Consider the following 23412-nt stretch of genomic DNA (forward strand, 5'->3'; position numbering starts at 1 on the left):
CCCATGACCACTTACCTCTTCCCCCCACCGCCCGTAGCCGCCGTGCCCGTGCGCGGCCACGCCGAGCTGTTCCCCGTCAACCGCCTGTTCTTCGTCGGCCGCAACTACCACGCGCACGCGGTGGAAATGGGCAAGCCGGTGGACAAGTCGGTCGAGCGGCCGTTCTACTTCACCAAGGCACCACAGACGCTCGCGCTCTCGGGCGCGACCACGCCCTACCCCAGCGAAACGGCCAACTACCACTTCGAGATAGAGCTGGTGCTGGCCATCGGGAAGCCGGGCTTTCGCGTGAAGGCGGAAGACGCGCACACCATCATCTACGGCTACGCGGCCGGCCTGGACATGACGCGGCGCGACCTGCAGCTGGTGGCGCGCGACAAGGGCCGCCCCTGGGACCTGGGCAAGGACGTGGAGCATTCGTCGGTGTGCAGCGAGATCGTGCCCATGCCCGGTGTGGTGATCGAACGCGGCGGCATCGAGTTGTCGGTCAACGGCGCGGTGAAACAGAAGTCCGACGTGGACAAGCTGATCTGGAACATCCGCGAAATCATTGCCGACCTCTCGCTCTTCTACCACCTGCAACCCGGCGATTTGATCTACACCGGCACGCCCGAAGGCGTGGGCGCGGTGCTGCCGGGCGACCAGATCACCGGCTCGGTGGACGGTGTGGGCAGTGTCGCGCTGACGGTCGGCCCCAAGGCCTGAACAGACCTGCGGCTCAGCCGCACGAACCGAGGTGCCCGCACTGCGTGCAGTGGTCGCAGCCGTCTTTTCGGATCACCGCGTGCGCGCCGCACTCGCTGCACTTCTTGCCCGGCATCATGCCGGGCGTGGCCTGCACCACCACCGGCGAGGGGGGCTCCGACGAGGGCGTGACGCCTGCGCGCTGCGCAATGAGCGTCTGCACCGCGTAGGCGATGGCCGCCACCACCGAGTCGTGCCACATCGGCACATGGGTGCCGTCGGCCTTCTGGTGGGTGCCCATGCGCACGGGGCCGCGGTCCCACACCACCTTGCGCATGTCGCGCAAGGCGCGCTCCAGGAAACCGCCGCGCGCGGCGAGCGAGAGCAGGCGCATGCTGGACGACACCCACTGCTGCGACTCGCCGCTCTGGCCCACCGGCATGAAGAACTCGATCGCGCGCTCGACCGTGCCCGCGCCGTCGGCCGTGGGCACCGGCAGAAACGACACCAGCAGGTACAGGGTCTGGTGGCCCTCTTGCGTCCAGTACTCGATCTTGTCGGCCACCGCCGAGAGCGCGCCCGGCGGGCGGCTCTCGATCACCGTGCGCATCGGGTCCACCGTGGCCACGCTCGCCGTGGTCTCCGGCGTGGCGCCGGTGTCCAGCACCGAGCCCAGGATCGCGTTGGGCCGGTAGGTCGCCAGGCCCTTGAGCTGCGCGCGCCAGGCCTGCTGATACAAATCCTTGAAATCCTCGTAGGGGTAGTCGGCCGGCACGTTCACCGTCTTGGAAATGGCGGTGTCCACGAAGGGTTGCACCGCCTCCATCATGGCCAGGTGGTCGGTGGCCGGCATGGACAGCGCGTTCACAAAGTACTCGGGCAGTTGCGCCGTGTCGCCACCGAGCTCGCGGTAGAGCCGCCAGGCGTGGTCTTCCACCGCGTAGTCGGTGGTGCTGCCGTCGGCCTCGCGCTTCTTGCGCCGGTACATCCACGAAAACGGCGGCTCGATGCCGTTGGACGCGTTGTCGGCAAAGGCCAGGCTGACTGTGCCGGTGGGCGCAATCGAGAGCAGGTGGCTGTTGCGGATGCCGTGCGTTCGGATGGCGGTGCGCAGCGCCTCGGGCAGGCGGCTGGCGAAGGTGCCCTCGGCCAGATAACCGTCGGCATCGAACTTCGGGAACGCGCCCTTCTCCTGCGCCAGCGCCACCGAAGCGGTGTAGGCCGCGTCGCGCATGCGCTCTGCAATCTGCGCGGCGAGCGCGCGGCCTTCGGCCCGGTCGTAGCGCACACACAGCATGGCCAGCGCATTGCCCATGCCGGTGAAACCCACGCCAATGCGCCGCTTGGCCGCCGACTCGGCGCGCTGCTGCGGCAGCGGCCACCAGGTCACGTCGAGCACGTTGTCCAGTGCACGCACCTGCAGCGCCACGGCATCCTCGAAGGCCTCGAAGTCGAAGCTGGGCAAACCACCGAAACCGAACGGGTGGCGCACGAAGCGCGGCAGGATCACCGGCCCGAGGTCGCAGCAGCCGTAAGGCGGCAAGGGCTGCTCGCCGCATTGCCCCGTCACCAGGCCATTGAAGATCACGGTGTTGTGGTCAGCCTGGGTGGTGTCGTACACCGCTTCCTGGCCGGCGGGCACGATGGAAGCAATCCGGCTGGCGAAGCGCTGGGTTTTTCGCAGAACCTTGTCGGCCACCCAGTCGCGGTAGCGGGCGGTTTTGTAGTCGAGCAGGAAACCGATTTCGCTCATGAACTGCTCGCGGGACTCGCCGTCAATGATGAGCTCGTATTGAGACTTGCAAGCGTAGTCGGCCTGGCCACCTTTGCCGTTGGGCATGGACTTGAGGGTTGCCTCCCTGCGCAAGCGCACGCGGCTGAACACACCGAAATTGGCCAGCAGCACCTGCACGTCTTTCAGCAGTTGTGGGTAGCTGGAGCTCAAACGGATGGAGCAACTCTCGCTGGATGAGGAGACGTTGACCGTGCCATCGGTTTGAAACAGTGCGCGCAGGTAGGCCTTGACGCACGCCTCGCTGCCTTGCCAGACCACCTCCGGCACCCGGAGTTTGGTGTCGCGCGTGAAACCGAGCGCTTCCAGGGCGCGCGCCAGCAGCACGGAGCGGATGAAGACGTGGTTGCGCTCAGCCACCGCCACCGGCGCAACGCTGTAAGTTCGCTGCGTTCGCGACAAGCCGGCGATCATGGCGTTGACCGTGGTGGTCACCCGCTCTGCGAGTTCGCGCTCCTGATTCCAGAGGTTGATGCACACCACCTCCTGCCCTTTTCCCCGGTGGGTGAAATGACCATCGCCTGTGATCAGGCCGAGCAGCAAGCCCAGCTCCTCGCTGCCTTGCTGGCCAAACTGGCCCTTGCCGGATTGCACCCACAGCTCGTCGCCCACCTTCAGGTCCGACAGCTTGAGCTTGCCGCGTGCGGTGTAAAAGTCGTGCCAGGCCGTGGCCTTGATCTCGAACCCGTCTTCGGTGCTGACCTGGAACACATCGGCCAGGCGGGCGGTCATGAACGCAGGCTTGGCGGAACGGACGTCGACACCACGTCCCTCGCCGCCCAGCGCCCGGCGGTCCACCGTGGTCTCCAGGGGCAGTCCGCTGTTGTAGAGGTCGCCGATGCGCACCAGTCCGTGTTGTGTCGCAAGCCGGGTGTCGGCCGTCACACACGGGTTGGTCGCCTCGATGCTTTCGCAGTAACGCAGGTTGTTGTCCTGCTGGATGTGGTCGAGGAACAGGATGCCGGGCTCGGCGAAGTCGTAGGTGGAGCGCATCACCGTGTCCCACAGCGCGCGCGCGCTCAGGCTGCGGTAAACCCACAGGCCATCAGTGCGCTGGTGGGCGCCCTGGGCGATCAGGGCCGCGCCGGGGCGCGCGCGGTGCACCAGTTCCCAGGGCTGGTCATCAGTGAGGGCGCGCATGAAGGCGTCGCTCACGCCCACCGACACGTTGAAGTTGTTCCAGCGTCCGGGTGTGCGCTTGGCGGTGATGAACTCGAGCACGTCGGGGTGGTCGATGCGCAGCACGCCCATCTGCGCGCCGCGCCGCGCGCCCGCGCTCTCCACCGTGGCGCACGACTGGTCGAACACGTTGATGTAGCTGCACGGCCCCGAGGCCAGCGAGGCCATGGTTTTCACCTCGGCGCCGCGCGGGCGGATGCGTGAGAAGTCGTAGCCCACGCCGCCGCCGCGCCGCATGGTCTCGGCGGCTTCGCGCAGGGCTTCATAGATGCCGGGATAACCGCCGTCGTCCAGGCCCTGGATGCAGTCGCCCACCGGCTGCACGAAGCAGTTGATCAGCGTGGCCTGGATGTCCGTGCCGGCCGCGCTCATGATGCGGCCCGCCCCGATGGCGCCAGCCTGCAGGTTGTTGAAGAAGCGTTGTTCCCAGACCTCGGGCTCGGCCTCCACCGAGGCCAGGGCACGCGCCACGCGGCGGTGGATGTCCTGCACGGTGGTTTCGCCGTCCTTGAGGTATTTCTCGCGCAGCACATCCAGGCTGATGGGCTGCTCGCCGATGGCGGTGGGGGCGTTCTTGAGTGCGTCGCGCTTCATGCAGGGCTCCTTCGTGTCTCGACCGGTGGCACTGGGGTGGGGCACCATGGTGCGCCTTTTCGCCGTGGATGCAAGCCGGGGTCGGGCGAGGCCCGCTGGCTATCATGCCCACTTGACTGCTCCGTCCCCCTCCCCCGTTTCTTCATCGCGCACGGTGCGCTGGCTGCTGTGGCTGGCGGGCTCGGTGGCACTCGTGCTGGGCCTCATCGGGGTGGTGCTGCCGGGCCTGCCGACCACACCGTTCATCTTGCTCGCCGCCGCCTGCTATGCCAAAGCCTCGCCCCGACTGCACGGCCGGCTGCTCAACCACCGCTTCCTCGGCCCCATGGTGCGCGACTGGGAGACGCACCGCAGCCTCACGCGCCGCAGCAAGACCGTGGCGCAGGTGAGCATGGTGGCGATGGTGGGCCTTTCGGCCTGGGGCTTGCGAGAGCGGCCGGTTGTGCTGGCGATCGTGCTGATCGCCGCAGCGGTCGGGGTACTGGTCGTGGCCAGCATCCCAACCCGAAAACCCTGAATCAGCCAGCAGCCCTGCGGGCAAGCACCTCAAACGCCGGCAGCGTCTTGCCCTCCAGCACCTCCAGAAACGCGCCCCCCCCGGTGGAGATGTAGCCCACATCTTTCTCGATGCCGTACTTGGCAATGGCCGCCAGCGTGTCGCCACCACCCGCAATGCTGAAGGCGCTGCTCTTCGCAATGGCTTGGGCGATCGCCTTGGTGCCGTTCTCGAACGCCGCGAACTCGAACACACCGACCGGGCCGTTCCACACGATGGTGCCGGCCTTCATCAGCTGTTCGGCCAGCTTGGCGGCGGTCTGCGGGCCGATGTCGAGGATCAGGTCGTCGTCGGCCACGTCGGTGGCGGCCTTCACCGTGGCCACCGCGTCGGCGCTGAAGGCCTTGGCGGTCACCACGTCGGTGGGAATCGGCACCTCGGCGCCGCGCGCCTTCATGGCGTCGATCACGGCCTTGGCCTCAGCCACCAGATCGGCCTCGGCCAGGCTCTTGCCGATCTTCAGGCCCGCGGCGAGCATGAAGGTGTTGGCGATGCCACCACCCACGATGAGCTGGTCGACCTTGCTCGCCAGGCTTTTCAGGATGGTGAGCTTGGTGCTGACCTTGCTGCCCGCCACGATGGCCACCAGCGGGCGTTTGGGTGCGAGCAGCGCGGCGGCAATCGCGTCCATCTCGGCGGCCAGCAGCGGGCCGGCGCAGGCCACGGGCGCGGTCTCGGCGATGCCGTAGGTCGTGCCTTCGGCGCGGTGCGAGGTGCCGAAGGCATCGTGCACAAAGATGTCGCACAGGGCGCCGAGCTTCTTGGCGAGTTCGGGGCTGTTCTTCTTCTCACCCACGTTCAGGCGGCAGTTTTCCAGCAGCACGACTTCACCGGGGCTCACGGAGAAGTCACCGTCGACCCAGTTCGCCACCAGGCGCACTGGGCGGTCCATCAGGGTCGAGAGGCGCGCGGCCACCGGCTGCAGCGAGTCCTCAGACTTGAACGCGCCTTCGGTGGGGCGGCCCAGGTGGCTGGTGACCATGACGGCCGCGCCCGCGTCCAGCGCCATCTGGATCGCCGGGATGCTCGCGCGGATGCGGGTGTCTTCGGTGATGCGTCCGGTGTCGTCCTGCGGCACGTTGAGGTCGGCCCGGATGAACACGCGCTGGCCTTGGACGCGGCCACTGGAGCAGAGATCGGAGAAGCGGATGAAGGACATGGTGCTGTGCAGGTGGGTGGATGACAAACCCCCGCATTGTAGGAAAGGCCCCCAGCGCAGACCCCTGCCGCAAACCCGCACCCGGCATGCACATCAGCTGGCGGGCCGGTGCGGCGCTTCACCCGTGCGGGCGTAAGACGCCACACAAGGCGCCAGGATGTCCAGCGACAGCTCGTGCGCCGTGGTCTGCACGTCCATCAAACCCAGCACCGAGTGGAACAGGTTGTCGTGCGAGAGCGGCTTGTCGGCCTGGGCGCGCAGGCACGCATGGCCCACGCCGCTGCGCTGTTGCAGGCCGGGCGAGAGCCACGCCACCATGGGCACATGGGTCTGCTGCTTTGGTGCCAGCGCGTACGGCACACCGTGCAGGTACAGGCCGTTTTCGCCGAGCGATTCGCCGTGGTCCGAGAGGTAGATCAGCCCGGTCTGGAACGCCCCGGCCTTCTCTTTCGCCTTCAACCACTGCAACGACAGGTCGAGGAAGTGGTCGGTGGTCGCGATCGAGTTGTCGTAGGCGTTGACCAGCTGTTCGGGCAGACAGTCGGAAAGCGTGTTGCTGGTGCACTCGGGCATGAAGGGCTTGCGGTCCGCGCTGGAACGGTGCGAGTACGCCGGCCCGTGGCTGCCCATCTGGTGCATCACCAGCACCACGCCGCGCGCGCGGCGCACCGGGTCGAGCGCGGCGATGCGTTCGTCCAGGCCCACCAGCATGGCGGGGTCCAGGCACTCGCCGCCATCGCACAGGCCGGGCAGTTTCAGGTCCAGCGTGCTGGCGTTGGGCACGCGGGCGCACACCCCCTTGCAGCCGGCCTGGTTGTCGATCCACAGCACGGCCAGACCGGCGCGCTGCAACACGTCGAGCAGGTTCTCGTGCTCGGGTGTCTGGTCGCCACCTTGCGCGCGCGTGAGCGGCGAGAACAGGCAGGGCACCGAGACCTTGGTGTTGGTGCCGCAGGACTGCACCTGGCTGAAGTTGACCAGGCCTTCCTCAGCCTGCCAGCGCGCGAGCGCGGGGGTGGTGTTGCGCGCGTAGCCGTTGAGGCCGAAGTTCTGCGCGCGTGCGGTCTCGCCCACCACCAACATCAACAGCGGCGGCCTGGCTTGGGCGGCGTAGCTCGCGCCGAGCTGCGCGTCTTCGCCCACCGGCTTCAGTGACTGCACCTGCCGGGGCAGCTGGTCCACCGCCAAGCGGCTGGCGGCGTACACGGTGTTGACCGGGTTGACCATGTAGCGCAGCTCCTTGTGGTTGCGCATGAGCGAGGCGAGGTCCTGGTAGGTGAGCAGGGTGGCGCCCACCACCGCGACCACACCAACCACTGCACCCAGCGCGTTGCGCCCGGTCTGCGGCAACCAGCTGCGCAGGGCCAGCGGGCGGCGCCACACCACCCACAGCGGCAGACCCGCCACCAGCAACACGGTGAGCGGCAAGGTCCACGACATCAAATCACGCACTTCGCGCACGTCGGTCTGCACCACGTTGGCCAGCATGGTCGGATCGATCACCGCGCCGTACTGCAGCATGAAGTGGGTGTTGAAGGCGCTCACCAGCACCAGCGCGGTGGCCACCGGGCGGAACACGCGCGGCCAGGCCAGCAGCGAGAGCAGCGCGGCCGTGATGCCCAGCACCACGAAGCCGAAGCCGGCGAGCAAGGCCAGGCGCTGGGTCGGCGTGCCGGCGAGTTCGTTCACGCGCAACCACAGCGGCAGGTTGCCGGCCAGGGCCAGCCACAGCGAGAGCAGCCACACGGCGTGAACGGGGCGCCAGGTCGGGCGCGCCGCGAGCGAAACAACGGGAGACGCCGGGACAGGATGTGAAGGCATGGGCAAAGCGGTGAAGCCGGCACATGCCGACCCACCCAGCTTCGCGTTCGCGCGTTAAGTGATCCTTATGGCACCGGGCGCGACCAGCGCAGCGTGAAGCGCGTGGTCATGGGGGCTTCGCCGGTGTCGCGCTGCAGCGTGGCGCCCAGCTGTTCGGCAATGCGCTCCACCAGGCGCAGACCCAGACCCAGACCTGATGAACCGTGTGTCTGGGCAAGCAGCGGCGCGCCGGCCCGCTGCCCATCGTCGCCGACCGACACGCCGGCCTCCGCTTCGGTCTGCCAGACCGCCACCACCACCTGCGTGCCCGCCGGGGTGTGGCGCAAGGCGTTCTCGATCAGGTTGCGCAGTGCGAGCTCCAGCAGCATGGGCTGCACGTGCAAGACCACGGGTTCTTCGGGCTGCTCCAGCGACAGCTCGTGGCGGCTCTCGAAACCTTCTTGCGCATGCGAGGCGATCAAGCCGGCCGCCACATCACCCAGCGCAACGTCCCTCCAGGCCACACGGCCGGTGCCGTCGCGCTGCGCGCGCGCGAGCTCCAGCAACTGCGACAGGATGTGCCCGGCCCGCAGGGCGGTGGCCTCCAGCTGCGCCAGCCGCTCGGGCGTGGGGTCGTGCTGCGCGGCGCTCGCCTGCAGCGAGAGCGCGGCCAGGGGCGTGCGCAACTCGTGCGCCACGTCCGACGCAAATTCGCGCTCGCGCCGCGCCTGCGTCTGCAAGGAATCCACCAGGGTGTTGATGGCGCGCACGGTGCTGGAAAACTCGTGGAAGCGGTGCGCCGTGTCCAGCCGCTGGCCGCCCAGCCCGTCGAGCGCGGCCACGTCGCGCGAGAGCCGCACCAGCGGACTCAGACCCCGGCGCAAGGCCCACCACAGCAGCAAGGCCACCAGCGGCAGCACCAGCAAGGCCGGGCGCGCGAGCTTGAGCGCCATGTCACGGCCCAGGTCGACCCGGTGGTCCATGTCCATCAACACGGCCACAAAGTCGGCGGCGTGTTCGTCCTGGCCTGCGGCGGCGTAAACGCGCCAGCGCACGTCGCCGCTGCTGGTGGTCTGCACCCGGTTGGTGAAACCGCGCGCGGGCGGCTGGGTGATGCCGAGGCTGCCGGCCAGGCTGTGCGTGTCGGTGAACAGCTGGCCATCGACCCAGTGCAGCACGGCCACGTCCTGCACGTAGGCCCGCGCCCGGTCGGAGGCAATCGGTTCGGGGATGGACAAGGTCTTGTTCGGCTCCACCGAGAGCCACAGGCGCGCCACCGACTCCAACTGCCCATCGGTGATTTCTTCGGCCTCGTGGTGGCCGGTGTACCAGGCCACCAGCAGCAGCGTGGTCCACACCACCAGCAGCGCGCCCACCACCCAGCTCCAGAGGTAGCGCCCCAGGCTGGGCAGGCGGGTATGCATGGATTGCGCCGTCATGCGGGTGGGTCTTGTTGCGGCACAAAGTACCCCACGCCACGCACCGTCTTGATGAGCGACTCGCCCAGCTTGCGCCGCAGGTGGTGGATGTGCACCTCGATCGCGTTGCTCTCCAGCGCCTCGCCAAAACCGTACAGCGACGATTCCAGGCGCGCCTTGGACAGCACCTGCGGCCGCGCCTGCAGCAAGGCCATCAACAGCGAAAACTCCTTGCCGCCCAGCGGCACCAGTTCACCCGCGCGCAGCACGGTGTGGGACGCGGGGTCCACCACCAGGTCGCCGTGCGCGATCACCGGGCTGCTGCGGCCCACCGCGCGGCGCAGCATGGCGCGCAGGCGGGCCAGCAGCTCGTTGGCGTCGAAGGGTTTGACGATGTAGTCGTCGGCGCCGCTGTCCAGGCCGCTCACGCGGTCGCTCACGCCGTCGCGCGCGGTCATGATCAGCACCGGCAGGTCGTTGCGCGGCAAGGCGGTGCGCCCAGCCACAGGCTGGGCCTGGCGGCGCAGGCGGGCCAGCAAATCGAGCCCGTCCCCGTCGGGCAGGCCGAGGTCCAGCACCAGCACGTCGATGGGCTCCACCGACAACACATGCCACGCCGCCTCCAGCGTGCCGCACACGTCCACCGCGTAGCCGGCCTGCTTGAGCGAGGCCTGCAGGCCGCTGGCGATGCCGGGGTCGTCTTCCACCACGAGTGCGCGCATTGTTGGATCGGACGCCGGGTCCGCTGGTTGAGGGATCGTTTCATTATTGGGGATGCCGCTTAAGCCGCACTTAACGGGGGCCGCTCACAGTGGCGCCTTGCACCGCTCTCGCCCCACCGCCTGGCTGCTCGGCCTGCTGGCCTTCACCCTGCTCTGGGACGCCTCGGGCCTGGACCTGCCCGTGATGCAGGCCATCGGCACGCCGCAGGGTTTTGCGCTGCGCGACGCCTGGCTGCTCTCGGCGGTGCTGCACGACGGCCTGCGCAACACGATGACCGTCGCCTGGCTGCTGCTGGTCGTCTGGGCCCTGTGGCCGGGCCTGCAGCTGCCGCGTCGCGAGCGCTGGCGGGTGGTGGCACTGGTGAGCCTGTCGCTGCTGGCGGTGAACCTGATCAAGAACGCCAGCCTGACCAGTTGCCCCTGGGACCTGCGCGCTTTCGGTGGCCCCGCCGGGCATGTGTCGCACTGGGCTCGGGGTCTCGCCGACGGCGGCCCCGGGCGGTGTTTCCCAGGCGGTCATGCGTCCAGCGGTTTTGCGTTCGTGGCGCTGAGCCTGCCGTGGCTGCGGGCACCTGCGGGTGCTTCGGCTCGCCAGCGCGTGGTCGGTTTCCGCTGGCTGGCCGCTGCCCTGTTCGTCGGCTTGCTAGCGGGTGCGGTGCAGACCGTGCGCGGCGCGCATTTTCCGAGCCACACCTTGTGGACGCTGTTGATCTGCGGCGGGGTGTCTTGGGTTGGTTGGTGGCTGGCTTCACCAACCCAGCAGCAGTCGCAGCGGCAGGTACACAGCCGTCCCGCAGACGATGGTGCCCAGCACGCCGCGCTTCCAGAAGAACCACGCCATGCCCGCGAACGCGGCGAACAGGCGCGCGTCTTGCCAGGTGGTGATGAAAACGCCCTGCGTGGTGACGATCTCCGGAATGACCACCGCCGCCAGCGCCGCGATGGGCGCGTATTGCAGGCCGCGTTGAGCCCAGTGCGGCAAGGTCCAGGGCTTGCTGGAGATGAAGAAGAAACCGCGCGTGATCACGGTGATGCAGCCCAGCGCCACGATGGTGAGCAGGGTCCAGGGGTCCAGGTCAAACATGGCGCACGCCCCCGGCCGGGTCTTGCGGACCCAGCTTCTCCAGCACCAGGCAGATCGCCACCGCGCTGGCAATCGCCACGAGGATGTTGAGCTTGAGGGGCAGCGCGATGGCCGCCACCGCCGCCGCCCCGGCCACGCCGGCAGACACGGCACGCAACCGGGACGTGGCGAGCGAACACAACACCCCCAGCAAGGCCAGGATGCCGGCAAAGCCCAGGCCCCAGGCGATCGGAATCACGTTGGTCAGCGCGATGCCGAGCAGGCTGGCGCCCATCCACGACACATAGTTCACCGCGCAGTTGCCCATGAGGTAAGCCTGCTGACTCGCCAGCTCGTCGGGTGTTGCACCCGGCCTGGGGTACTTGCGCGCAAAGAACACATAGCTGAGGTCGGCGGTGATGTAGCCGGTCACCATGCGCTGCCAGCGCGGCAGGTGCATGAGGTAGGGCCGCAGGTGGGCGGAGAACACCACGAAGCGCAGGTTCACGCAGAACGCCGCCGCCAGGATCACCCACAGCGGCGCGCCGGCCGCGATCATGGGCACGGCCGCCAGCTGGGCGCTGCCGGCATACACGATCAGCGTCATGAGCACCGCCTCCAGCGGCGACAGGCCCGACTGCACCAGCGACACGCCGGTCATCAAGCCCCAGGCACCGATGCCCATGGCCACGGTGGCCTGCTCGCGAAAGCCTTGCCAGAACTCGGGACGGCTTCGGTGCGCGCGCAGAAAAAACATCAGGCCGGCGCTTTCTGCGCGGGCGCTGCGTCCAGCACGTCGCCGACACGCAGCTCATGGCCGCGCAGGAAGTCGGCCGCCGCCAGGCGTTTGCCGCCGGCGCGCTGCAGCTCGGTGAGCACCAGCACGCCGCTGGCGGTCTGCACCTGGATGCCTTCATCACCCAGCGCCAGCACCTGCCCCGGTGCTGCGCCTGCAGAGCCGTCGACGGCGTGTGCGGCCCACACCTTCACCGGCTCACCCGCGCGGGCCGTGGCGGCGCCTGGGAACGGGTTGAACGCGCGCACCCGCCGCGCCAGCAACTCGGCGGGTGCGGTCCAGTCGAGCGCGGCCTCGGCCTTGTCGATCTTGTGCGCGTAGGTCACGCCCTCGGTGGGCTGCTTCTGAGCGGTGAGACCACCGCAGGCCGCGATCTCCAGCGCTTCGACGATGAGCCGCCCACCGAGCACGGCCAGGCGGTCGTGCAGGCTGCCGGTGGTGTCGTCGGCGCGGATCGGCAGGCGCTCGGTGAGCAGCATGTCGCCGGTGTCCAGGCCAGCGTCCATCTGCATGATGGTCACGCCGGTCTCGATGTCGCCGGCTTCGATGGCGCGGTGGATCGGTGCGGCGCCGCGCCAGCGCGGCAGCAAAGATGCGTGAATATTCAGACACCCCAAACGCGGCACATCGAGCACCCACTGCGGAAGGATCAAGCCATAGGCCGCCACCACCATCGCATCGGCCTGCGCGGCTGCAATCGCCTCGCGCGCCGCCGCGGCGTCGTCGGGGTACTTGCCGTCCAGCCGCAGGCTGCGCGGTTGCGCCACGGCGATGTGGTGCTGCAAAGCCAGCTGTTTCACGGGCGAGGCCTGCAGCTTCATGCCTCGGCCAGCCGGGCGGTCGGGTTGCGTGAGCACCAGCGGCACCTGGAAACCGGCGGCCAACAAACGGGCCAGCGCCACGCTGGCGAATTCCGGCGTGCCGGCAAAAATGAGTTTCATGAGCGAAGGTCGAGACCGGACAAAGGCCTCAAGCCTTCATCGCCTCCCGCTGGGCCTTCACCATCTTGGATTTGATGCGCGTGCGCTTGAGCGGCGAGAGGTATTCCACGAAGACCTTGCCCATCAGGTGGTCCATCTCGTGCTGGATGCACACGGCCAGCATGCCGTCGGCTTCAATGGTGCGTTCGACGCCGCTCAAGTCCTGCGCCCGCACGCGCACGGCCAGCGAACGCTCCACACCGTCGTAAATGCCGGGCACCGAGAGGCAGCCCTCTTCGCCCTTGCGCGTCTCGGGGCTGGCCCATTCGATCACGGGGTTGATCAGCACCATGGGCTGGTCGCGCGTCTCGCTCACGTCGATCACGATCAGGCGTTCATGCACATCCACCTGCGTGGCGGCCAGGCCGATGCCGTGGGCGTCGTACATGGTGTCCAGCATCTGCTGGCTCAGCGCGCGGATGCGATCATCCACCGCCTTCACCGGGCGGGCCACGGTGTGCAGGCGGGGATCGGGGTAGCAGAGGATGGGCAGCAGGGACGGCGGATTCATGAAAAAAGGGGCAAACGAAGGGCTGACACGGTACCGCCCAATGTACCCGGGCGACGGCTGGCGGCGGGCCGGGGATGAGCGGAATGCGGTGTCGACATTTTCGCCACTTTTGCCACGGCGCGTGAGAGCCTCCCGCCATAAACATTGCCTAATCAAAGGCTTGGGCGCAAAATCAAATGCGATTTGTCAAGACACGAGCGCCACCCGGGGGGCAGCTGTCGTTTCCCGGAAACGCATCCCGACGATGTTTCCCGGAAGTGCCCGCTGGCAACCGGTCATCGCCGCCCTGGGGCCACCACATGCCATTGAAGAACCGCTTGCCTGCCGACTTCCATTCCACGCGCCCCACCAGCCACCTCCGGCCCCTGGTTTGCGCCGTTGCCCTGATCGGCGCCGCACTCGCAGGCACGGTGTCGGCACAGAACTTCCCCATCTCCTCCGGCCAGCGCGCCACCGCCAACCAGGTGGCGCAAACCGGCGTGCCGCTGTCCGAGCTGGCGCCCAACGCGCCCGACAGCTACACCATCAAGCGCGGCGACACGCTCTGGGCCATCTCGGGCATCTTCCTCAAGACGCCGTGGCGCTGGCCCGAGCTCTGGGGCATGAACCTGGACGACATCCAGAACCCGCACCGCATTTACCCCGGGCAGGTGCTGTACCTGGACAAATCCAACGGCCGCGCTCGCCTGACCACGCGCCAGCCGGGCAGCGGTGACACCGAGACCGTGCGCGTTTCGCCCCGCACCCGCTACGACAGCCTGGGAGACTCGGCCATTCCACCGGTCAACCTGCAGGCCATCGAGGCCTTTCTCACCGAACCCCTGATCGTGGACGAAGCCACGTTCTCGCGCGCGCCGCGCATCGTCGCCACCCAGGAAAACCGCGTCATGCTCAGCCGCGGTGACCGTGCCTACGCCCGCGCCCAGTACGGCGACGGCCCCCAGGCCGAGCCACTGACCGTGATCGACGGCCGATCCACGCAGTACCGCGTGTTCCGCAACGCGACGCCGCTGCGCGACCCCACGACCACCGAGATCCTGGGCTACGAGGCGCAATACGTCGGCAAGGCCAGCGTGGTCAGCGGTGAGACCACCCGTCCCGGCGTCGGCCCCAACGGTCAGACCGTGACCGAAATGGTGCCTGCTGCCATCGACATCCTGGCGGCCAAGGAAGAAATGCGCGTGGGCGACCGTCTCCTGCCCGAGCCACCGCGCGAGTTGACCAACTTCGTGCCGCGCGCGCCGCAAAGCATCCACACCGGACAGATCGTGTCGGTGTACGGCAACGCGGTGAACTTCGCGGGCCAGAACCAGGTGGTCACCATCAACCGCGGCACGTCGCATGGCCTTGAGCGTGGCCATGTGCTGGCACTGCAGCGCGAGAGCAACCTCATCACCGACACCACCGACACCACGCGCCCGCAGCTGCGCCTGCCCGGTGAACGCAACGGTCTCATGATCGTCTTCCGCACTTTTGACAAGGTGTCCTACGCGCTGGTGCTGCAGATCAGCGACAGCGTCAAGGTTGGCGACCGCTTCATCAACCCGTAAGGCGATGCAGCGGCAGGAGTTGGCCGCCTGGCTGCGGCTGCTGCTCACGCCTGGCGTGGGCAAGGAAACCGCCCGCAAGCTGCTGGCTGCGTTCGGCCTGCCGGAGACGGTGTTTGCCCAGCCGCTGGATGCGCTGCAAACGGTGGTCGGGCCGAAGACCGCGCAGGCGCTGCAGCAAACCCCCGACACACTCGACGCGCAGGTCGACCAGGTACTGACCTGGCTGGCCGAGGATGCCCGCCGCCACGTGTTGACACTGGCCAATTCCCGCTTCCCGCCCGATCTGCTGCAGATGGCCGACCCGCCGGTGTTGCTCTACGTGATGGGCGACCTGGCGGTGCTGTCGCATCCGCGGCGCCTGGCCATGGTGGGCAGCCGCAACCCCACGCCGCAGGGCGAAGCCAACGCCCACCAGTTTGCCCGCGCGCTGGGCGAAGCCGGGGTGTGTGTGGTCTCCGGTCTGGCGCTCGGTGTGGACGGTGCGGCGCACACGGGTGCGCTCGATGGCGGTGCGCCCACGATCGCGGTGGTGGGCACGGGCCTGGACCGCGTGTACCCCCGGCGCCATTTGGCGCTGGCGCACCGCATCGCCGCGCACGGCGCCATCGTGAGCGAGTACCCGCTGGGCACGCCTCCGCTGAATGCCAATTTCCCCCAGCGCAACCGCCTGATCGCCGGCCTGTCACAGGGCACACTGGTGGTGGAAGCGACCTTGAAATCGGGCTCGTTGATCACCGCCCGCCTCGCCGCAGAACAAGGCCGTGAGGTGTTTGCCATTCCCGGCTCGATCCACGCGCCGCAGTCGCGTGGCTGCCATGCGCTGATCCGCCAGGGCGCCAAGCTGGTGGAGTCGGCGCAGGACATCCTGGAAGACCTGCGCATGGTCGAACCCCGCGATCCGCTGGCCTCTGCAGAAGACGGTGGCTCGGTCGCTCGATCCGACAGCCTGCTGGACGCGATGGGATTTGATCCCGTCGGCCTGGACGCGCTGCAGGCCCGCACCGGCCTGGACACACCCCACCTGCAGGCACGCCTGCTCGAACTGGAACTCGACGGCTCGGTGGGCCGCTTGCCCGGTGGTCTGTTCCAGCGCCTGGGCCAGGCCTGACGCCTGATTTCAGTCCCGCACGTGCGGGTTGTGCCGGCGCTCCGCACCAAAGCTGCTCTCGGGCCCGTGGCCCGGAATGAACACCGTGTCATTGCCCATGGGCCACAGGCGTTCCTTGATGCTGCTGATCAGCTGCGCGTGGTTGCCCTGCGGGAAATCGGTGCGGTCGATGCTGCCGGCGAACAGCACGTCGCCCACAAAAGCGCGCTGCGCCTCGGCCGAGTGAAACACCACATGCCCGGGCGTGTGGCCCGGGCAGTGGCGCACGGCCAGCACGCTGTGCCCGATCTGCACCGTGTCGCCATCGGCCAGCCAGCGCGTGGGCGTGAACACGCGTGCCGGGGGAAATCCGAACATCGCGCCTTGCTGCGGCAAGCCGGTGATCCAGAACTGGTCACCCGGGTGCGGGCCGATGATGGGCAGATCGAGCTGCTCGGCCAGATCGGCCGTGCCGCCCGCATGGTCGATGTGGGCGTGCGTGAGCCAGATCGCTTTCAGGTTCACGCCCAGGCGCGCCACTTCGGCCAGCAAGCGCGGCAGGTCGCCGCCCGGGTCGATGACGGCCGCGTCCCGGGTTTCATCGCACCAGACGATGGAGCAGTTCTGAGAAAAAGCGGTCACGGGGACGGTGAGGTAACGCAGCATGGCGGGTGGCTGTTGGTTGCTGACAGGGCATGAGCAGGGTATCGGCACCTGAAAAACGGTGAAGATCGCCCGTCTGGGCGACACTTCGCCACCATCTCTACTGTTTCCCAGGGGCCTTGATGCAGATTCTGACGAGCTTGTTGACGCTGATCGTGCTGGCGCGTGTGCTCGGGCATCTGTTCACCCGCTGGGGCCAGCCCGCCATCGTCGGCGAGATGCTGGCGGGCATTCTGCTCGGGCCGGCCATCCTCGGCCTGGTCGAACCGAATCCGGCGCTCTCGGGCATCGCATCCCTGGCCATTTTCCTGGTCGTGCTCGATGCGGGCCTGGAGATGAGTTTTCAGGACGTGCAGGCCGCCATGCGCGGCCGTGGCTTCGTTGTCGCGATGGTCGCCTTCTTCCTGCCCTTCGGCGCGGGTGCGGGCGTGGCCTGGGCCTTTGACCAAGACCTCATGCGCATCATTTTCCTGGGGCTGTGCATCGCCATCACGGCGATGCCCGTGGCGGTGAAGATGCTCGACGAGATGGGCCTGCTGCAAACCGCCATCGGACGCTATTCGATATCGACGGCGGTCATCAACGACATCATGGCGCTGTTCATCCTGGGTGTGCTGCTGGCGCTGCCTGCGCAGACCAGCTGGGGCGCGATCCTGTCCACCGGCGGTGTGGTGACGCTCAAACTGCTGGTGCTTGCGGCGGCCGTGCTGGGCCTCAATGCACTGCTCAACCGGCTGCACCGGCGCGGCGTGGACATCTCGGCCGGACCGGAGAAACTGGCCGCGATGTTCGGCCCCGAGGCCGTGTTCGGCATCGTCATCGTCTTCGTGCTGGCTTTCGGCTCGCTCAGCGAGGGCCTGGGCTTTCACTTCGTCATTGGTGCGTTTTTCGGCGCCCTGCTGCTGGACAAGCGCCAGTTCGCCCCCGCGCGCTATGCGGACCTGCGCCGCACCCTCAGTTCGATCACCGGGGGTTTTCTTGCGCCGGTGTTTTTTGCTTACCTCGGGCTGGAATTTCAGATCTCGGCCCTGGCCGACGTCGCCTTTGTCGCTGCGGTGCTCACCGCGGCCATCGCCTCCAAAGTGCTGGCGGGCTGGCTGGGCGGGCGGGCCATCGGCATGTCCAACCGCGAGGCGCTGGGCCTGGGCTTCATCCTCAACGGACGGGGCGCGATGGAGCTGGTCGTGGCGAGCATCGCGCTGGAGCGCGGCTTCATCGGCCAGGGCATGTTCTCGGTGCTGGTGCTGATGGGCGTGGTCACCACGCTGCTGGCGCCGATCTCGTTCAATGCCGCGGTGGACCGGAAAATGCGGGAGCGGTACCGCCAGACCGGTCAGCTGTGATCGGGCCCGCAGCGCTGGAGGGCGGCGGTCAGAACACCGACGCACCGACACCCTCGGCGGGCTGGTGCCGCATGCGTTTGATGTCGCGCTGGGGCGGCGCGCCGAAGAGACGGCTGTAGTCGCGGCTGAATTGCGAGGCACTCTCGTAGCCCACGCGCGCTGCGGTGCTGCCGGCGTCCAGCGCCTGGTGGAGCATGAGGTGGCGCGCCTGCTGCAGCCGCAAATGCTTCTGGTACTGCAGCGGGCTCATGCCGGTGAAGTGGCGAAAGTGCAGCCGAAAAGTGGACGGGCTCATGTGCACGCGCGCGGCGAGTTCGTCCATCAGCACGTCGTGCACGTAGTTCTGCGTGAGCCAGGCCATGGCCTGTGCGATCTGGTGGCTGGGCGAACCCGCCGACACGAGCTGGCGCAGGTAGGGCCCGTGCGGGCCGGACAGCAGCCGCACCATGATCTCTTGCTGGATCAGCGGCGCGAGGCTCACCACCAGCGCGGGCTCGTCCAGCAGCCGCACGAGGCGGATGGCAGCGTCGAGCAGCGACGCATCGAGCGCGTTCAGCGAAATGGCGCGCGGCGCTTCGTCGCGCGGCACGGGCGGCAGGTCCATCTCGACGGCCTGCTGCATCAGCGCCCGCGCATCCAGCGCGAGAAACATGCACATGAAGGGTTGCGCCAGGTCGGCCCGCGTGACCTGTGCCACCACGGGCAGGTCGGCGGTGATCAGCAGCGACTGGCCCATGCCGTAGTCCAGCACCTGCTCGCCCACCGTGACCTGCTTGCCGCCTTGCGCCACCACCGCCAGGCCGAGCCCGTAGATGCAGGGCATGGGCTCGGTTCTCAGGCTGCGCCGGTGCAGCGAGAGCTGCGGGATGGCAGTGGTGTGATCACCATCGATTCGGGCAATCCGGTCGATGTCGTGGGCCAGAGTTTCAATGGACATGGCCAACTGTAAAGCCGGTGAATTCACGCCCAACCGCTGAACTCGGAAAAACATCGAAAAAGGCAAAACAAGCGTCGAAAACGGCAAACGCTTTCGACCTCTGGCCCCGACACTTCCGGTCACAGAATTCCCGCAGTTCCACGCCCACCCCACGGAGAACAGACCCCATGAGCACACTCAACGTCAATGGCAAAACCCACACGGTCGACGTCGACCCCGGCACCCCCATCCTCTGGGCCCTGCGCGACACGCTGGGCATGACGGGCACCAAGTTCGGCTGCGGCGCGGCGCTGTGTGGCGCCTGCACCGTGCACCTGGACGGCCAGGCCATCCGCTCCTGCATCACGCCCATCGCAGCGGCCGAAGGCAAGAAGATCACCACGATCGAAGCCGCCACCAACGGCAGCGACCGCGTGGGTGCTGCCGTGCACAAGGCCTGGGTGCTGCACGACGTGGCGCAGTGCGGTTACTGCCAGAGCGGCCAGATCATGAGCGCCACCGCCTTCCTCAAGTCGCTGCCCAAGGGCAAGCAGCCCACCGCCGACGAGATCGACTCGGCCATGGCCGGCAACGTGTGCCGCTGCGGCACCTACGCCCGCATCCGCGCCGCCGTGACCGACGCCGCCAAAGCCATCGCCTGAAGGAGCACACCATGCTGAACCACATCGATCCTGTTGAACTGCCGCGCGCCCTGCAACACCTGCTGGAGCGCGAGCAAGCCGACACACCCGCCACCCTGCCGCGCCGCAGTTTTCTGAAAGTGGTGGGTGCCGGCGGCTTTGCGCTGGGCACCTTCCCGCACCTGGCCACCGCACAGACCGCCCCGGCCGCCGCCGGCCTCAAGCCCACCGAACAACCGCTGGCCTTCGTGCAGATCGCGCCCGACGGCTGGGTCACGGTCACCATCAACCGGCTCGAATTCGGCCAGGGCGTGCAGACCGGCCTGCCCATGATCCTGGCCGAGGAGCTGGACGCCGACTGGTCCAAGGTGCGCAGCCAGCACGGCAACGCCGACGCGGCCTACCTGGACCCGCTGTACGGCATCCACCTCACCGGTGGCTCCACCGCCACCAAGCACAGCTACACGCAGTACCGCGAACTCGGCGCGCGCGCCCGCGCCATGCTGCTGTCGGCAGCCGCTGCGCGCTGGAACGTGGACGCGTCCACCCTGCGCACGCAAGCCGGCACCGTCATCGGCCCCGGCGGACGCAAGGCTGGCTACGGCGAACTCGCGCAAGCCGCGATGGCCCTGCCCGTGCCCGAGAAGGTCGTGCTCAAGGAGCCGAAAGATTTCCGCATCATCGGCAAGCCCACCACGCGCCTGGATTCGCGCGCCAAGAGCAGCGGGCAGCAGGACTTCGGCATCGATGTGCGCCGCCCGGGCCAGCTCACCGCACTGGTCGCGCACCCGCCGGTGTTCGGCTCGAAAGTGAAGACCCTGGACGACAGCGCGGCACGCGCCGTCAAAGGTGTGAAGGCCGTGCTGCGTGTGCCGCTGGACCGTGGCGCCGAAGGCGTGGTGGTGATCGCCGACGGTTACTGGCCCGCCAAACAAGGGCGCGACGCGCTCAAGCTGACCTGGGACGACTCGGCGGTGGAAAAGGTCGACAGCGCGCGCCAGCTGGCGCAGTACCGCGAGCTGGCCAAACAGCCCGGCCCGCGCGCGTTCGACGCCGACATGGCGCCGTTGGCCAACGCGCCGCGCACGATCGATGCCGAGTTCGTGTTCCCCTACCTGGCGCACGCGCCCATGGAGCCGCTGAACTGCACGGTGCAGCTCTCCGAGGGCCGCGCCGAGTTGTGGGTCGGCACCCAGTTCCCGGGTGTGGACTCCGCAGCGGCGGCTCGCGTGCTGGGCCTCAAACCCGAGCAGGTCAAGATGAACGTGCAGATGGCCGGTGGCGGCTTCGGCCGGCGCGGCCTGCCCAGCAGCGACTACGTGGTCGAAGCCTGCGAGATCGCCAAGGCCGCGCGCGCCGCCGGCATCAACGCGCCGGTGCGCATGGTCTGGAGCCGCGAGGACGACATCAAGGGCGGCTACTACCGCCCCATGCACCTGCACACCGCGCGCATCGGGTTCGACGAGCGCGGCAACGTGCTGGCCTGGGACCACGTGCTGGTGGGCCAGTCCATCATCACGGGCACCTTCTTTGAAGGCGGCATGGTCAAGAACGGCATCGACGCCACCGCCACCGAAGGCATGCGCGAGCCCTACGGCCTGCCCATGCGCCTCACCGTGCACCACCCCAAGGTCAACGTGCCGGTGCTGTGGTGGCGCAGCGTGGGCTCCACCCACACCGCTTTCGTCATGGAGACGCTGCTCGACGACATCGCGCGCGCCACGAAACAGGACCCGGTGGCCTACCGCATGCGCCTCTTTGGCGACAAACATCCGCGCCACCGCGCCGCGCTGCAGCTCGCCGTGGACCAGAGCGGCTATGGCAAGAAGCAGTTGCCCGCCGGCCGCGCCTGGGGCGTGGCGGTGCACGAGTCGTTCAGTTCGGTCGTGGCCTACGTGGTCGAGGCTTCGGTGAAAGACGGCAGCCCGGTGCTGCACCGCGCCACCGCCGGCGTGCACTGCAACCTGGCCATCAACCCCAAGAGCGTGGAAACGCAGGTGCAGGGCGCGGCCGTCATGGGCCTGTCGATGTGCCTGCCCGGCTCGGCGATCACGCTGAAAGACGGCGTGGTCGAGCAGAGCAACTTCGGCGACTTCACCGTGGCGCGCATCACCGACATGCCCGAGATCAACGTGCACGTGGTGCCCAGCGCTGATGCGCCCACCGGCATCGGCGAGCCCGGCCTGCCGCCGCTGGCGCCCGCGTTCGCCAACGCCATCGCGCAGCTCACCGGCAAGCCGATGCGCGAGCTGCCGTTCAAGCTCGCCTGAGACCACCGTGGAAGACCTCGACACGCGCGTGCTGCGCACCGCCGTGGGCTGGCACGGCGCCGGTCTGCCAGTGGTGCTGGTGACCGTGGCGCGCACCTGGGGCTCGTCGCCCCGGCCGCCGGGCTCGCTCATGGCCATCAACGGCCGCGGCGAGACGGTGGGCTCGGTCTCGGGCGGCTGCATCGAAGACGACCTGATCCACCGCATCCGCGAGGGCGGTGTGCAGGCGGCCTGTGCCACCGACACGCCCGCCGTGTTGCGCTACGGCATCTCGGCCGACGAGGCCCACCGCTTCGGCTTGCCGTGTGGTGGCACGGTGGAGCTGGTGCTGGAACCTGTGTCGGCGCGCAGCCGGCTGGACGAGCTGCTGGAGGCCTGCCTGGCGCGTCGCAGCACTGAACGCGTTTTGAACCTGCAGACCGGCCATGTGGATTTGCGCGCCGGCCAGCGCGACGGCCTGCCGCATCTCGACGATCAACAGCTCACCACCCACCTCGGGCCGCAAGCCCGGCTCATCGTCATCGGCGCGGGCGACCTCTCGCGTTTTCTGTGCCAGATGGCGCTGGGTCTGGGCTTCGAGGTGATCGTGTGCGACCCGCGCGAAGAGAGCCGCGCGAGCTGGCAGCTCGACGGTGTGGAGGTCAGCCACGAGATGCCGGACGACCTGATCCTGCGCCTGAAACCCGACGCCCGCACCGCCGTGGTGGCCGTGACGCACGACCCCAAGCTTGACGATCTGGCGCTGATCGACGCGCTGCAGTCCGACGCCTTCTACGTGGGCGCCATCGGCTCGCGGCGCCACAGCGAACTGCGCAAGGCACGGCTGCACGAGCACTTCGACCTCTCGCAAGACGCGCTGCAAGCGCTGCACGGGCCGGCCGGCCTCTACATCGGCAGCAAGACCCCGTCCGAGATCGCGCTCTCGATCATGGCGGAGGTGGTGGCGGTGAAAAACGGTGTGGGCGCAGCCGCCGTGGTGCCGGTGGCGGCGGGCAAGGCCCGTGTCGAGCAGCCCGGGCGGGAGGCTGTCACGCTGTAGTCAGCGCGCGCGCCCTCGATCAACCCCATGTGCGCGTCAGCAGCTCGTCCAGTGCATCTGCAATGACCTGCCCTTCTTGCTCCAATGATCCGATCGCGTCACCCAATTGATCCAGCGCCACCGAGACCATGTCCAGTGGGTGCAGGACCACAGGAACACCGTCAACGACAAAAGCCGGGTTCATTCGGGCGCCCACGGTGGGGGTGTCTCGCGGAAGCAGGGACTGCCGCACGAGCGGGACAACAACGCGCCTTCGGTAACGGTCAAACTGGGCGGACTGCACCACCACCACGAACGGGATCGAATCACGCAAGGCCCCCTTGTTGCGATGAACATCGAACTGCGCCATCACAAAGTGGAGTGCCCGTCTGCAAACGAACCCACCACGTCGTGCACCGCATTCCAGTCCGCCGCACAGACGTCGGCCTTCCGTTGACGGTTGCGTTGCGCGCTCTGCTGGTTCTCGACGAACTCCGCCAGCAACGATTCCATGGTCGCTGACAGGTTGTTGGTGTAGGTTCTGGCCTGCGCCACCAACGCCTCGTTCATCGTGAGGTTGACGGGGCGCTTGCGGGTCGAGGCTCCAGTGGCTTGCATGTTGGACACTCCAAACGAAGGAATGCGCATATTGTGCGCATGGTGCTTGCAG

The 23412-nt window shown here is 68.1% G+C and carries 21 protein-coding genes and 1 pseudogene; 9 read left to right on the plus strand and 13 right to left on the minus strand.

All coding sequences use genetic code 11. The annotated features are described in order from the left end of the window. Positions 1-3 precede the first annotated feature (3 nt). Positions 4-705: a fumarylacetoacetate hydrolase family protein gene (locus tag ACN4F8_RS11315; protein WP_419473691.1), complete on the plus strand. Its 702-nt coding sequence runs from the start codon at positions 4-6 to the stop codon at positions 703-705. 13 nt (positions 706-718) lie between these two features. Here ACN4F8_RS11315 and ACN4F8_RS11320 read toward each other — a convergent pair whose 3' ends face one another. Further along, positions 719-4249: an LAGLIDADG family homing endonuclease gene (locus ACN4F8_RS11320; RefSeq protein ID WP_419473692.1), complete on the minus strand. Its 3531-nt coding sequence runs from the start codon at positions 4247-4249 to the stop codon at positions 719-721. Between the two features lie 112 nt (positions 4250-4361). On the opposite strand from ACN4F8_RS11320, the gene ACN4F8_RS11325 reads away from it, so the two are divergent. Continuing rightward, on the plus strand, positions 4362-4766 hold the full coding sequence (locus tag ACN4F8_RS11325; RefSeq protein WP_419473693.1) for a YbaN family protein: 405 nt from the start codon (positions 4362-4364) through the stop codon (positions 4764-4766). A 1-nt stretch (position 4767) separates the two neighbouring features. Here the strand turns inward: ACN4F8_RS11325 and ACN4F8_RS11330 are convergent, their stop codons facing one another. The 4 genes from ACN4F8_RS11330 to ACN4F8_RS11345 all read right to left on the minus strand — a co-directional run bounded on the left by ACN4F8_RS11330 (position 4768) and on the right by ACN4F8_RS11345 (position 9904). Beyond that, on the minus strand, positions 4768-5964 hold the full coding sequence (locus tag ACN4F8_RS11330; RefSeq protein WP_419473694.1) for a phosphoglycerate kinase: 1197 nt from the start codon (positions 5962-5964) through the stop codon (positions 4768-4770). A 93-nt stretch (positions 5965-6057) separates the two neighbouring features. Continuing rightward, on the minus strand, positions 6058-7785 hold the full coding sequence (locus ACN4F8_RS11335; RefSeq protein ID WP_419473695.1) for a phosphoethanolamine transferase: 1728 nt from the start codon (positions 7783-7785) through the stop codon (positions 6058-6060). A 65-nt stretch (positions 7786-7850) separates the two neighbouring features. Then, the gene (locus ACN4F8_RS11340) at positions 7851-9203 is read right to left on the minus strand and encodes a sensor histidine kinase (RefSeq protein ID WP_419473696.1); all 1353 of its coding nucleotides are present in this window, start codon (positions 9201-9203) and stop codon (positions 7851-7853) included. Then, a complete protein-coding gene (locus tag ACN4F8_RS11345; RefSeq protein ID WP_419473697.1) occupies positions 9200-9904 on the minus strand; it encodes a response regulator in 705 nt (234 codons plus the stop codon). The genes ACN4F8_RS11340 and ACN4F8_RS11345 overlap by 4 nt, the downstream gene beginning before the upstream one ends. 271 nt (positions 9905-10175) lie before the next feature. Here ACN4F8_RS11345 and ACN4F8_RS11350 point away from each other — a divergent pair. Continuing rightward, a pseudogene (locus tag ACN4F8_RS11350) lies at positions 10176-10640 on the plus strand (phosphatase PAP2 family protein); the annotation flags it as partial. A gap of 12 nt (positions 10641-10652) precedes the next feature. On the opposite strand, the gene ACN4F8_RS11355 reads toward ACN4F8_RS11350, so the two are convergent. From ACN4F8_RS11355 to def, 4 genes are read right to left on the minus strand one after another with little or no spacing between them, the layout of a single operon-like run. Then, complete coding sequence (locus tag ACN4F8_RS11355) at positions 10653-10988, minus strand: AzlD domain-containing protein (RefSeq protein ID WP_419473698.1); 336 nt, start codon at positions 10986-10988, stop codon at positions 10653-10655. Then, positions 10981-11724, minus strand: coding sequence for an AzlC family ABC transporter permease (locus ACN4F8_RS11360; protein WP_419473699.1), 744 nt, complete (start codon positions 11722-11724; stop codon positions 10981-10983). Before ACN4F8_RS11360 ends, ACN4F8_RS11355 begins: the two co-directional genes overlap by 8 nt. After that, positions 11724-12704: a methionyl-tRNA formyltransferase gene (gene fmt, locus ACN4F8_RS11365; protein WP_419473700.1), complete on the minus strand. Its 981-nt coding sequence runs from the start codon at positions 12702-12704 to the stop codon at positions 11724-11726. Before fmt ends, ACN4F8_RS11360 begins: the two co-directional genes overlap by 1 nt. A 28-nt stretch (positions 12705-12732) precedes the next feature. Beyond that, positions 12733-13254: a peptide deformylase gene (def, locus tag ACN4F8_RS11370; protein ID WP_419473701.1), complete on the minus strand. Its 522-nt coding sequence runs from the start codon at positions 13252-13254 to the stop codon at positions 12733-12735. 299 nt (positions 13255-13553) lie between these two features. Between def and ACN4F8_RS11375 the strand changes: the two genes are divergently transcribed. After that, entirely contained in the window at positions 13554-14804 is a 1251-nt protein-coding gene (locus tag ACN4F8_RS11375) for a LysM peptidoglycan-binding domain-containing protein (RefSeq protein WP_419473702.1), read from the plus strand. Positions 14805-14808: 4 nt separating this feature from the next. After that, positions 14809-15912: a DNA-processing protein DprA gene (gene dprA, locus ACN4F8_RS11380; RefSeq protein WP_419473703.1), complete on the plus strand. Its 1104-nt coding sequence runs from the start codon at positions 14809-14811 to the stop codon at positions 15910-15912. A gap of 9 nt (positions 15913-15921) precedes the next feature. Here dprA and ACN4F8_RS11385 read toward each other — a convergent pair whose 3' ends face one another. After that, on the minus strand, positions 15922-16557 hold the full coding sequence (locus ACN4F8_RS11385) for an MBL fold metallo-hydrolase (RefSeq protein WP_419473704.1): 636 nt from the start codon (positions 16555-16557) through the stop codon (positions 15922-15924). A gap of 119 nt (positions 16558-16676) precedes the next feature. Between ACN4F8_RS11385 and ACN4F8_RS11390 the strand changes: the two genes are divergently transcribed. After that, positions 16677-17897: a cation:proton antiporter gene (locus ACN4F8_RS11390; RefSeq protein ID WP_419473705.1), complete on the plus strand. Its 1221-nt coding sequence runs from the start codon at positions 16677-16679 to the stop codon at positions 17895-17897. A 28-nt stretch (positions 17898-17925) separates the two neighbouring features. Here ACN4F8_RS11390 and ACN4F8_RS11395 read toward each other — a convergent pair whose 3' ends face one another. Then, positions 17926-18834 (minus strand): AraC family transcriptional regulator N-terminal domain-containing protein, encoded by a 909-nt coding sequence (locus ACN4F8_RS11395; protein WP_419473706.1) that lies wholly within the window; start codon positions 18832-18834, stop codon positions 17926-17928. A gap of 167 nt (positions 18835-19001) precedes the next feature. Between ACN4F8_RS11395 and ACN4F8_RS11400 the strand changes: the two genes are divergently transcribed. The 3 genes from ACN4F8_RS11400 to ACN4F8_RS11410 are packed head-to-tail and all read left to right on the plus strand — an operon-like array spanning position 19002 to position 22763. Further along, positions 19002-19475, plus strand: a complete 474-nt coding sequence (locus ACN4F8_RS11400) for a (2Fe-2S)-binding protein (protein ID WP_305316827.1) — start codon at positions 19002-19004, stop codon at positions 19473-19475. Positions 19476-19486: 11 nt separating this feature from the next. Further along, positions 19487-21724: a molybdopterin cofactor-binding domain-containing protein gene (locus tag ACN4F8_RS11405; RefSeq protein ID WP_419473707.1), complete on the plus strand. Its 2238-nt coding sequence runs from the start codon at positions 19487-19489 to the stop codon at positions 21722-21724. Between the two features lie 7 nt (positions 21725-21731). Continuing rightward, complete coding sequence (locus ACN4F8_RS11410; RefSeq protein ID WP_419473708.1) at positions 21732-22763, plus strand: XdhC family protein; 1032 nt, start codon at positions 21732-21734, stop codon at positions 22761-22763. Between the two features lie 19 nt (positions 22764-22782). Here the strand turns inward: ACN4F8_RS11410 and ACN4F8_RS11415 are convergent, their stop codons facing one another. Beyond that, positions 22783-23112, minus strand: a complete 330-nt coding sequence (locus tag ACN4F8_RS11415) for a CcdB family protein (protein WP_419473709.1) — start codon at positions 23110-23112, stop codon at positions 22783-22785. Then, the coding region (locus ACN4F8_RS11420) for a type II toxin-antitoxin system CcdA family antitoxin (protein ID WP_419473710.1) at positions 23112-23412 on the minus strand (301 nt) is incomplete at its 5' end. The genes ACN4F8_RS11420 and ACN4F8_RS11415, both read right to left, overlap by 1 nt.

Source organism: Hydrogenophaga sp., assembly GCF_048549895.1.
Lineage (GTDB): Bacteria > Pseudomonadota > Gammaproteobacteria > Burkholderiales > Burkholderiaceae_C > Hydrogenophaga.

Excerpts from the sequence above, each read along its gene's own strand:
- ACN4F8_RS11315 (WP_419473691.1), top strand. The coding sequence starts at position 4 with ATGACCACTTACCTCTTCCCCCCACCGCCCGTAGCCGCCGTGCCCGTG.
- ACN4F8_RS11320 (WP_419473692.1), bottom strand. The coding sequence starts at position 4,249 with ATGAAGCGCGACGCACTCAAGAACGCCCCCACCGCCATCGGCGAGCAG.
- ACN4F8_RS11330 (WP_419473694.1), bottom strand. The coding sequence starts at position 5,964 with ATGTCCTTCATCCGCTTCTCCGATCTCTGCTCCAGTGGCCGCGTCCAA.
- ACN4F8_RS11335 (WP_419473695.1), bottom strand. The coding sequence starts at position 7,785 with ATGCCTTCACATCCTGTCCCGGCGTCTCCCGTTGTTTCGCTCGCGGCG.
- ACN4F8_RS11340 (WP_419473696.1), bottom strand. The coding sequence starts at position 9,203 with ATGACGGCGCAATCCATGCATACCCGCCTGCCCAGCCTGGGGCGCTAC.
- ACN4F8_RS11345 (WP_419473697.1), bottom strand. The coding sequence starts at position 9,904 with ATGCGCGCACTCGTGGTGGAAGACGACCCCGGCATCGCCAGCGGCCTG.
- ACN4F8_RS11355 (WP_419473698.1), bottom strand. The coding sequence starts at position 10,988 with ATGTTTGACCTGGACCCCTGGACCCTGCTCACCATCGTGGCGCTGGGC.
- ACN4F8_RS11360 (WP_419473699.1), bottom strand. The coding sequence starts at position 11,724 with ATGTTTTTTCTGCGCGCGCACCGAAGCCGTCCCGAGTTCTGGCAAGGC.
- fmt (WP_419473700.1), bottom strand. The coding sequence starts at position 12,704 with ATGAAACTCATTTTTGCCGGCACGCCGGAATTCGCCAGCGTGGCGCTG.
- def (WP_419473701.1), bottom strand. The coding sequence starts at position 13,254 with ATGAATCCGCCGTCCCTGCTGCCCATCCTCTGCTACCCCGATCCCCGC.
- ACN4F8_RS11375 (WP_419473702.1), top strand. The coding sequence starts at position 13,554 with ATGCCATTGAAGAACCGCTTGCCTGCCGACTTCCATTCCACGCGCCCC.
- dprA (WP_419473703.1), top strand. The coding sequence starts at position 14,809 with ATGCAGCGGCAGGAGTTGGCCGCCTGGCTGCGGCTGCTGCTCACGCCT.
- ACN4F8_RS11385 (WP_419473704.1), bottom strand. The coding sequence starts at position 16,557 with ATGCTGCGTTACCTCACCGTCCCCGTGACCGCTTTTTCTCAGAACTGC.
- ACN4F8_RS11390 (WP_419473705.1), top strand. The coding sequence starts at position 16,677 with ATGCAGATTCTGACGAGCTTGTTGACGCTGATCGTGCTGGCGCGTGTG.
- ACN4F8_RS11395 (WP_419473706.1), bottom strand. The coding sequence starts at position 18,834 with ATGTCCATTGAAACTCTGGCCCACGACATCGACCGGATTGCCCGAATC.
- ACN4F8_RS11400 (WP_305316827.1), top strand. The coding sequence starts at position 19,002 with ATGAGCACACTCAACGTCAATGGCAAAACCCACACGGTCGACGTCGAC.
- ACN4F8_RS11405 (WP_419473707.1), top strand. The coding sequence starts at position 19,487 with ATGCTGAACCACATCGATCCTGTTGAACTGCCGCGCGCCCTGCAACAC.
- ACN4F8_RS11415 (WP_419473709.1), bottom strand. The coding sequence starts at position 23,112 with ATGGCGCAGTTCGATGTTCATCGCAACAAGGGGGCCTTGCGTGATTCG.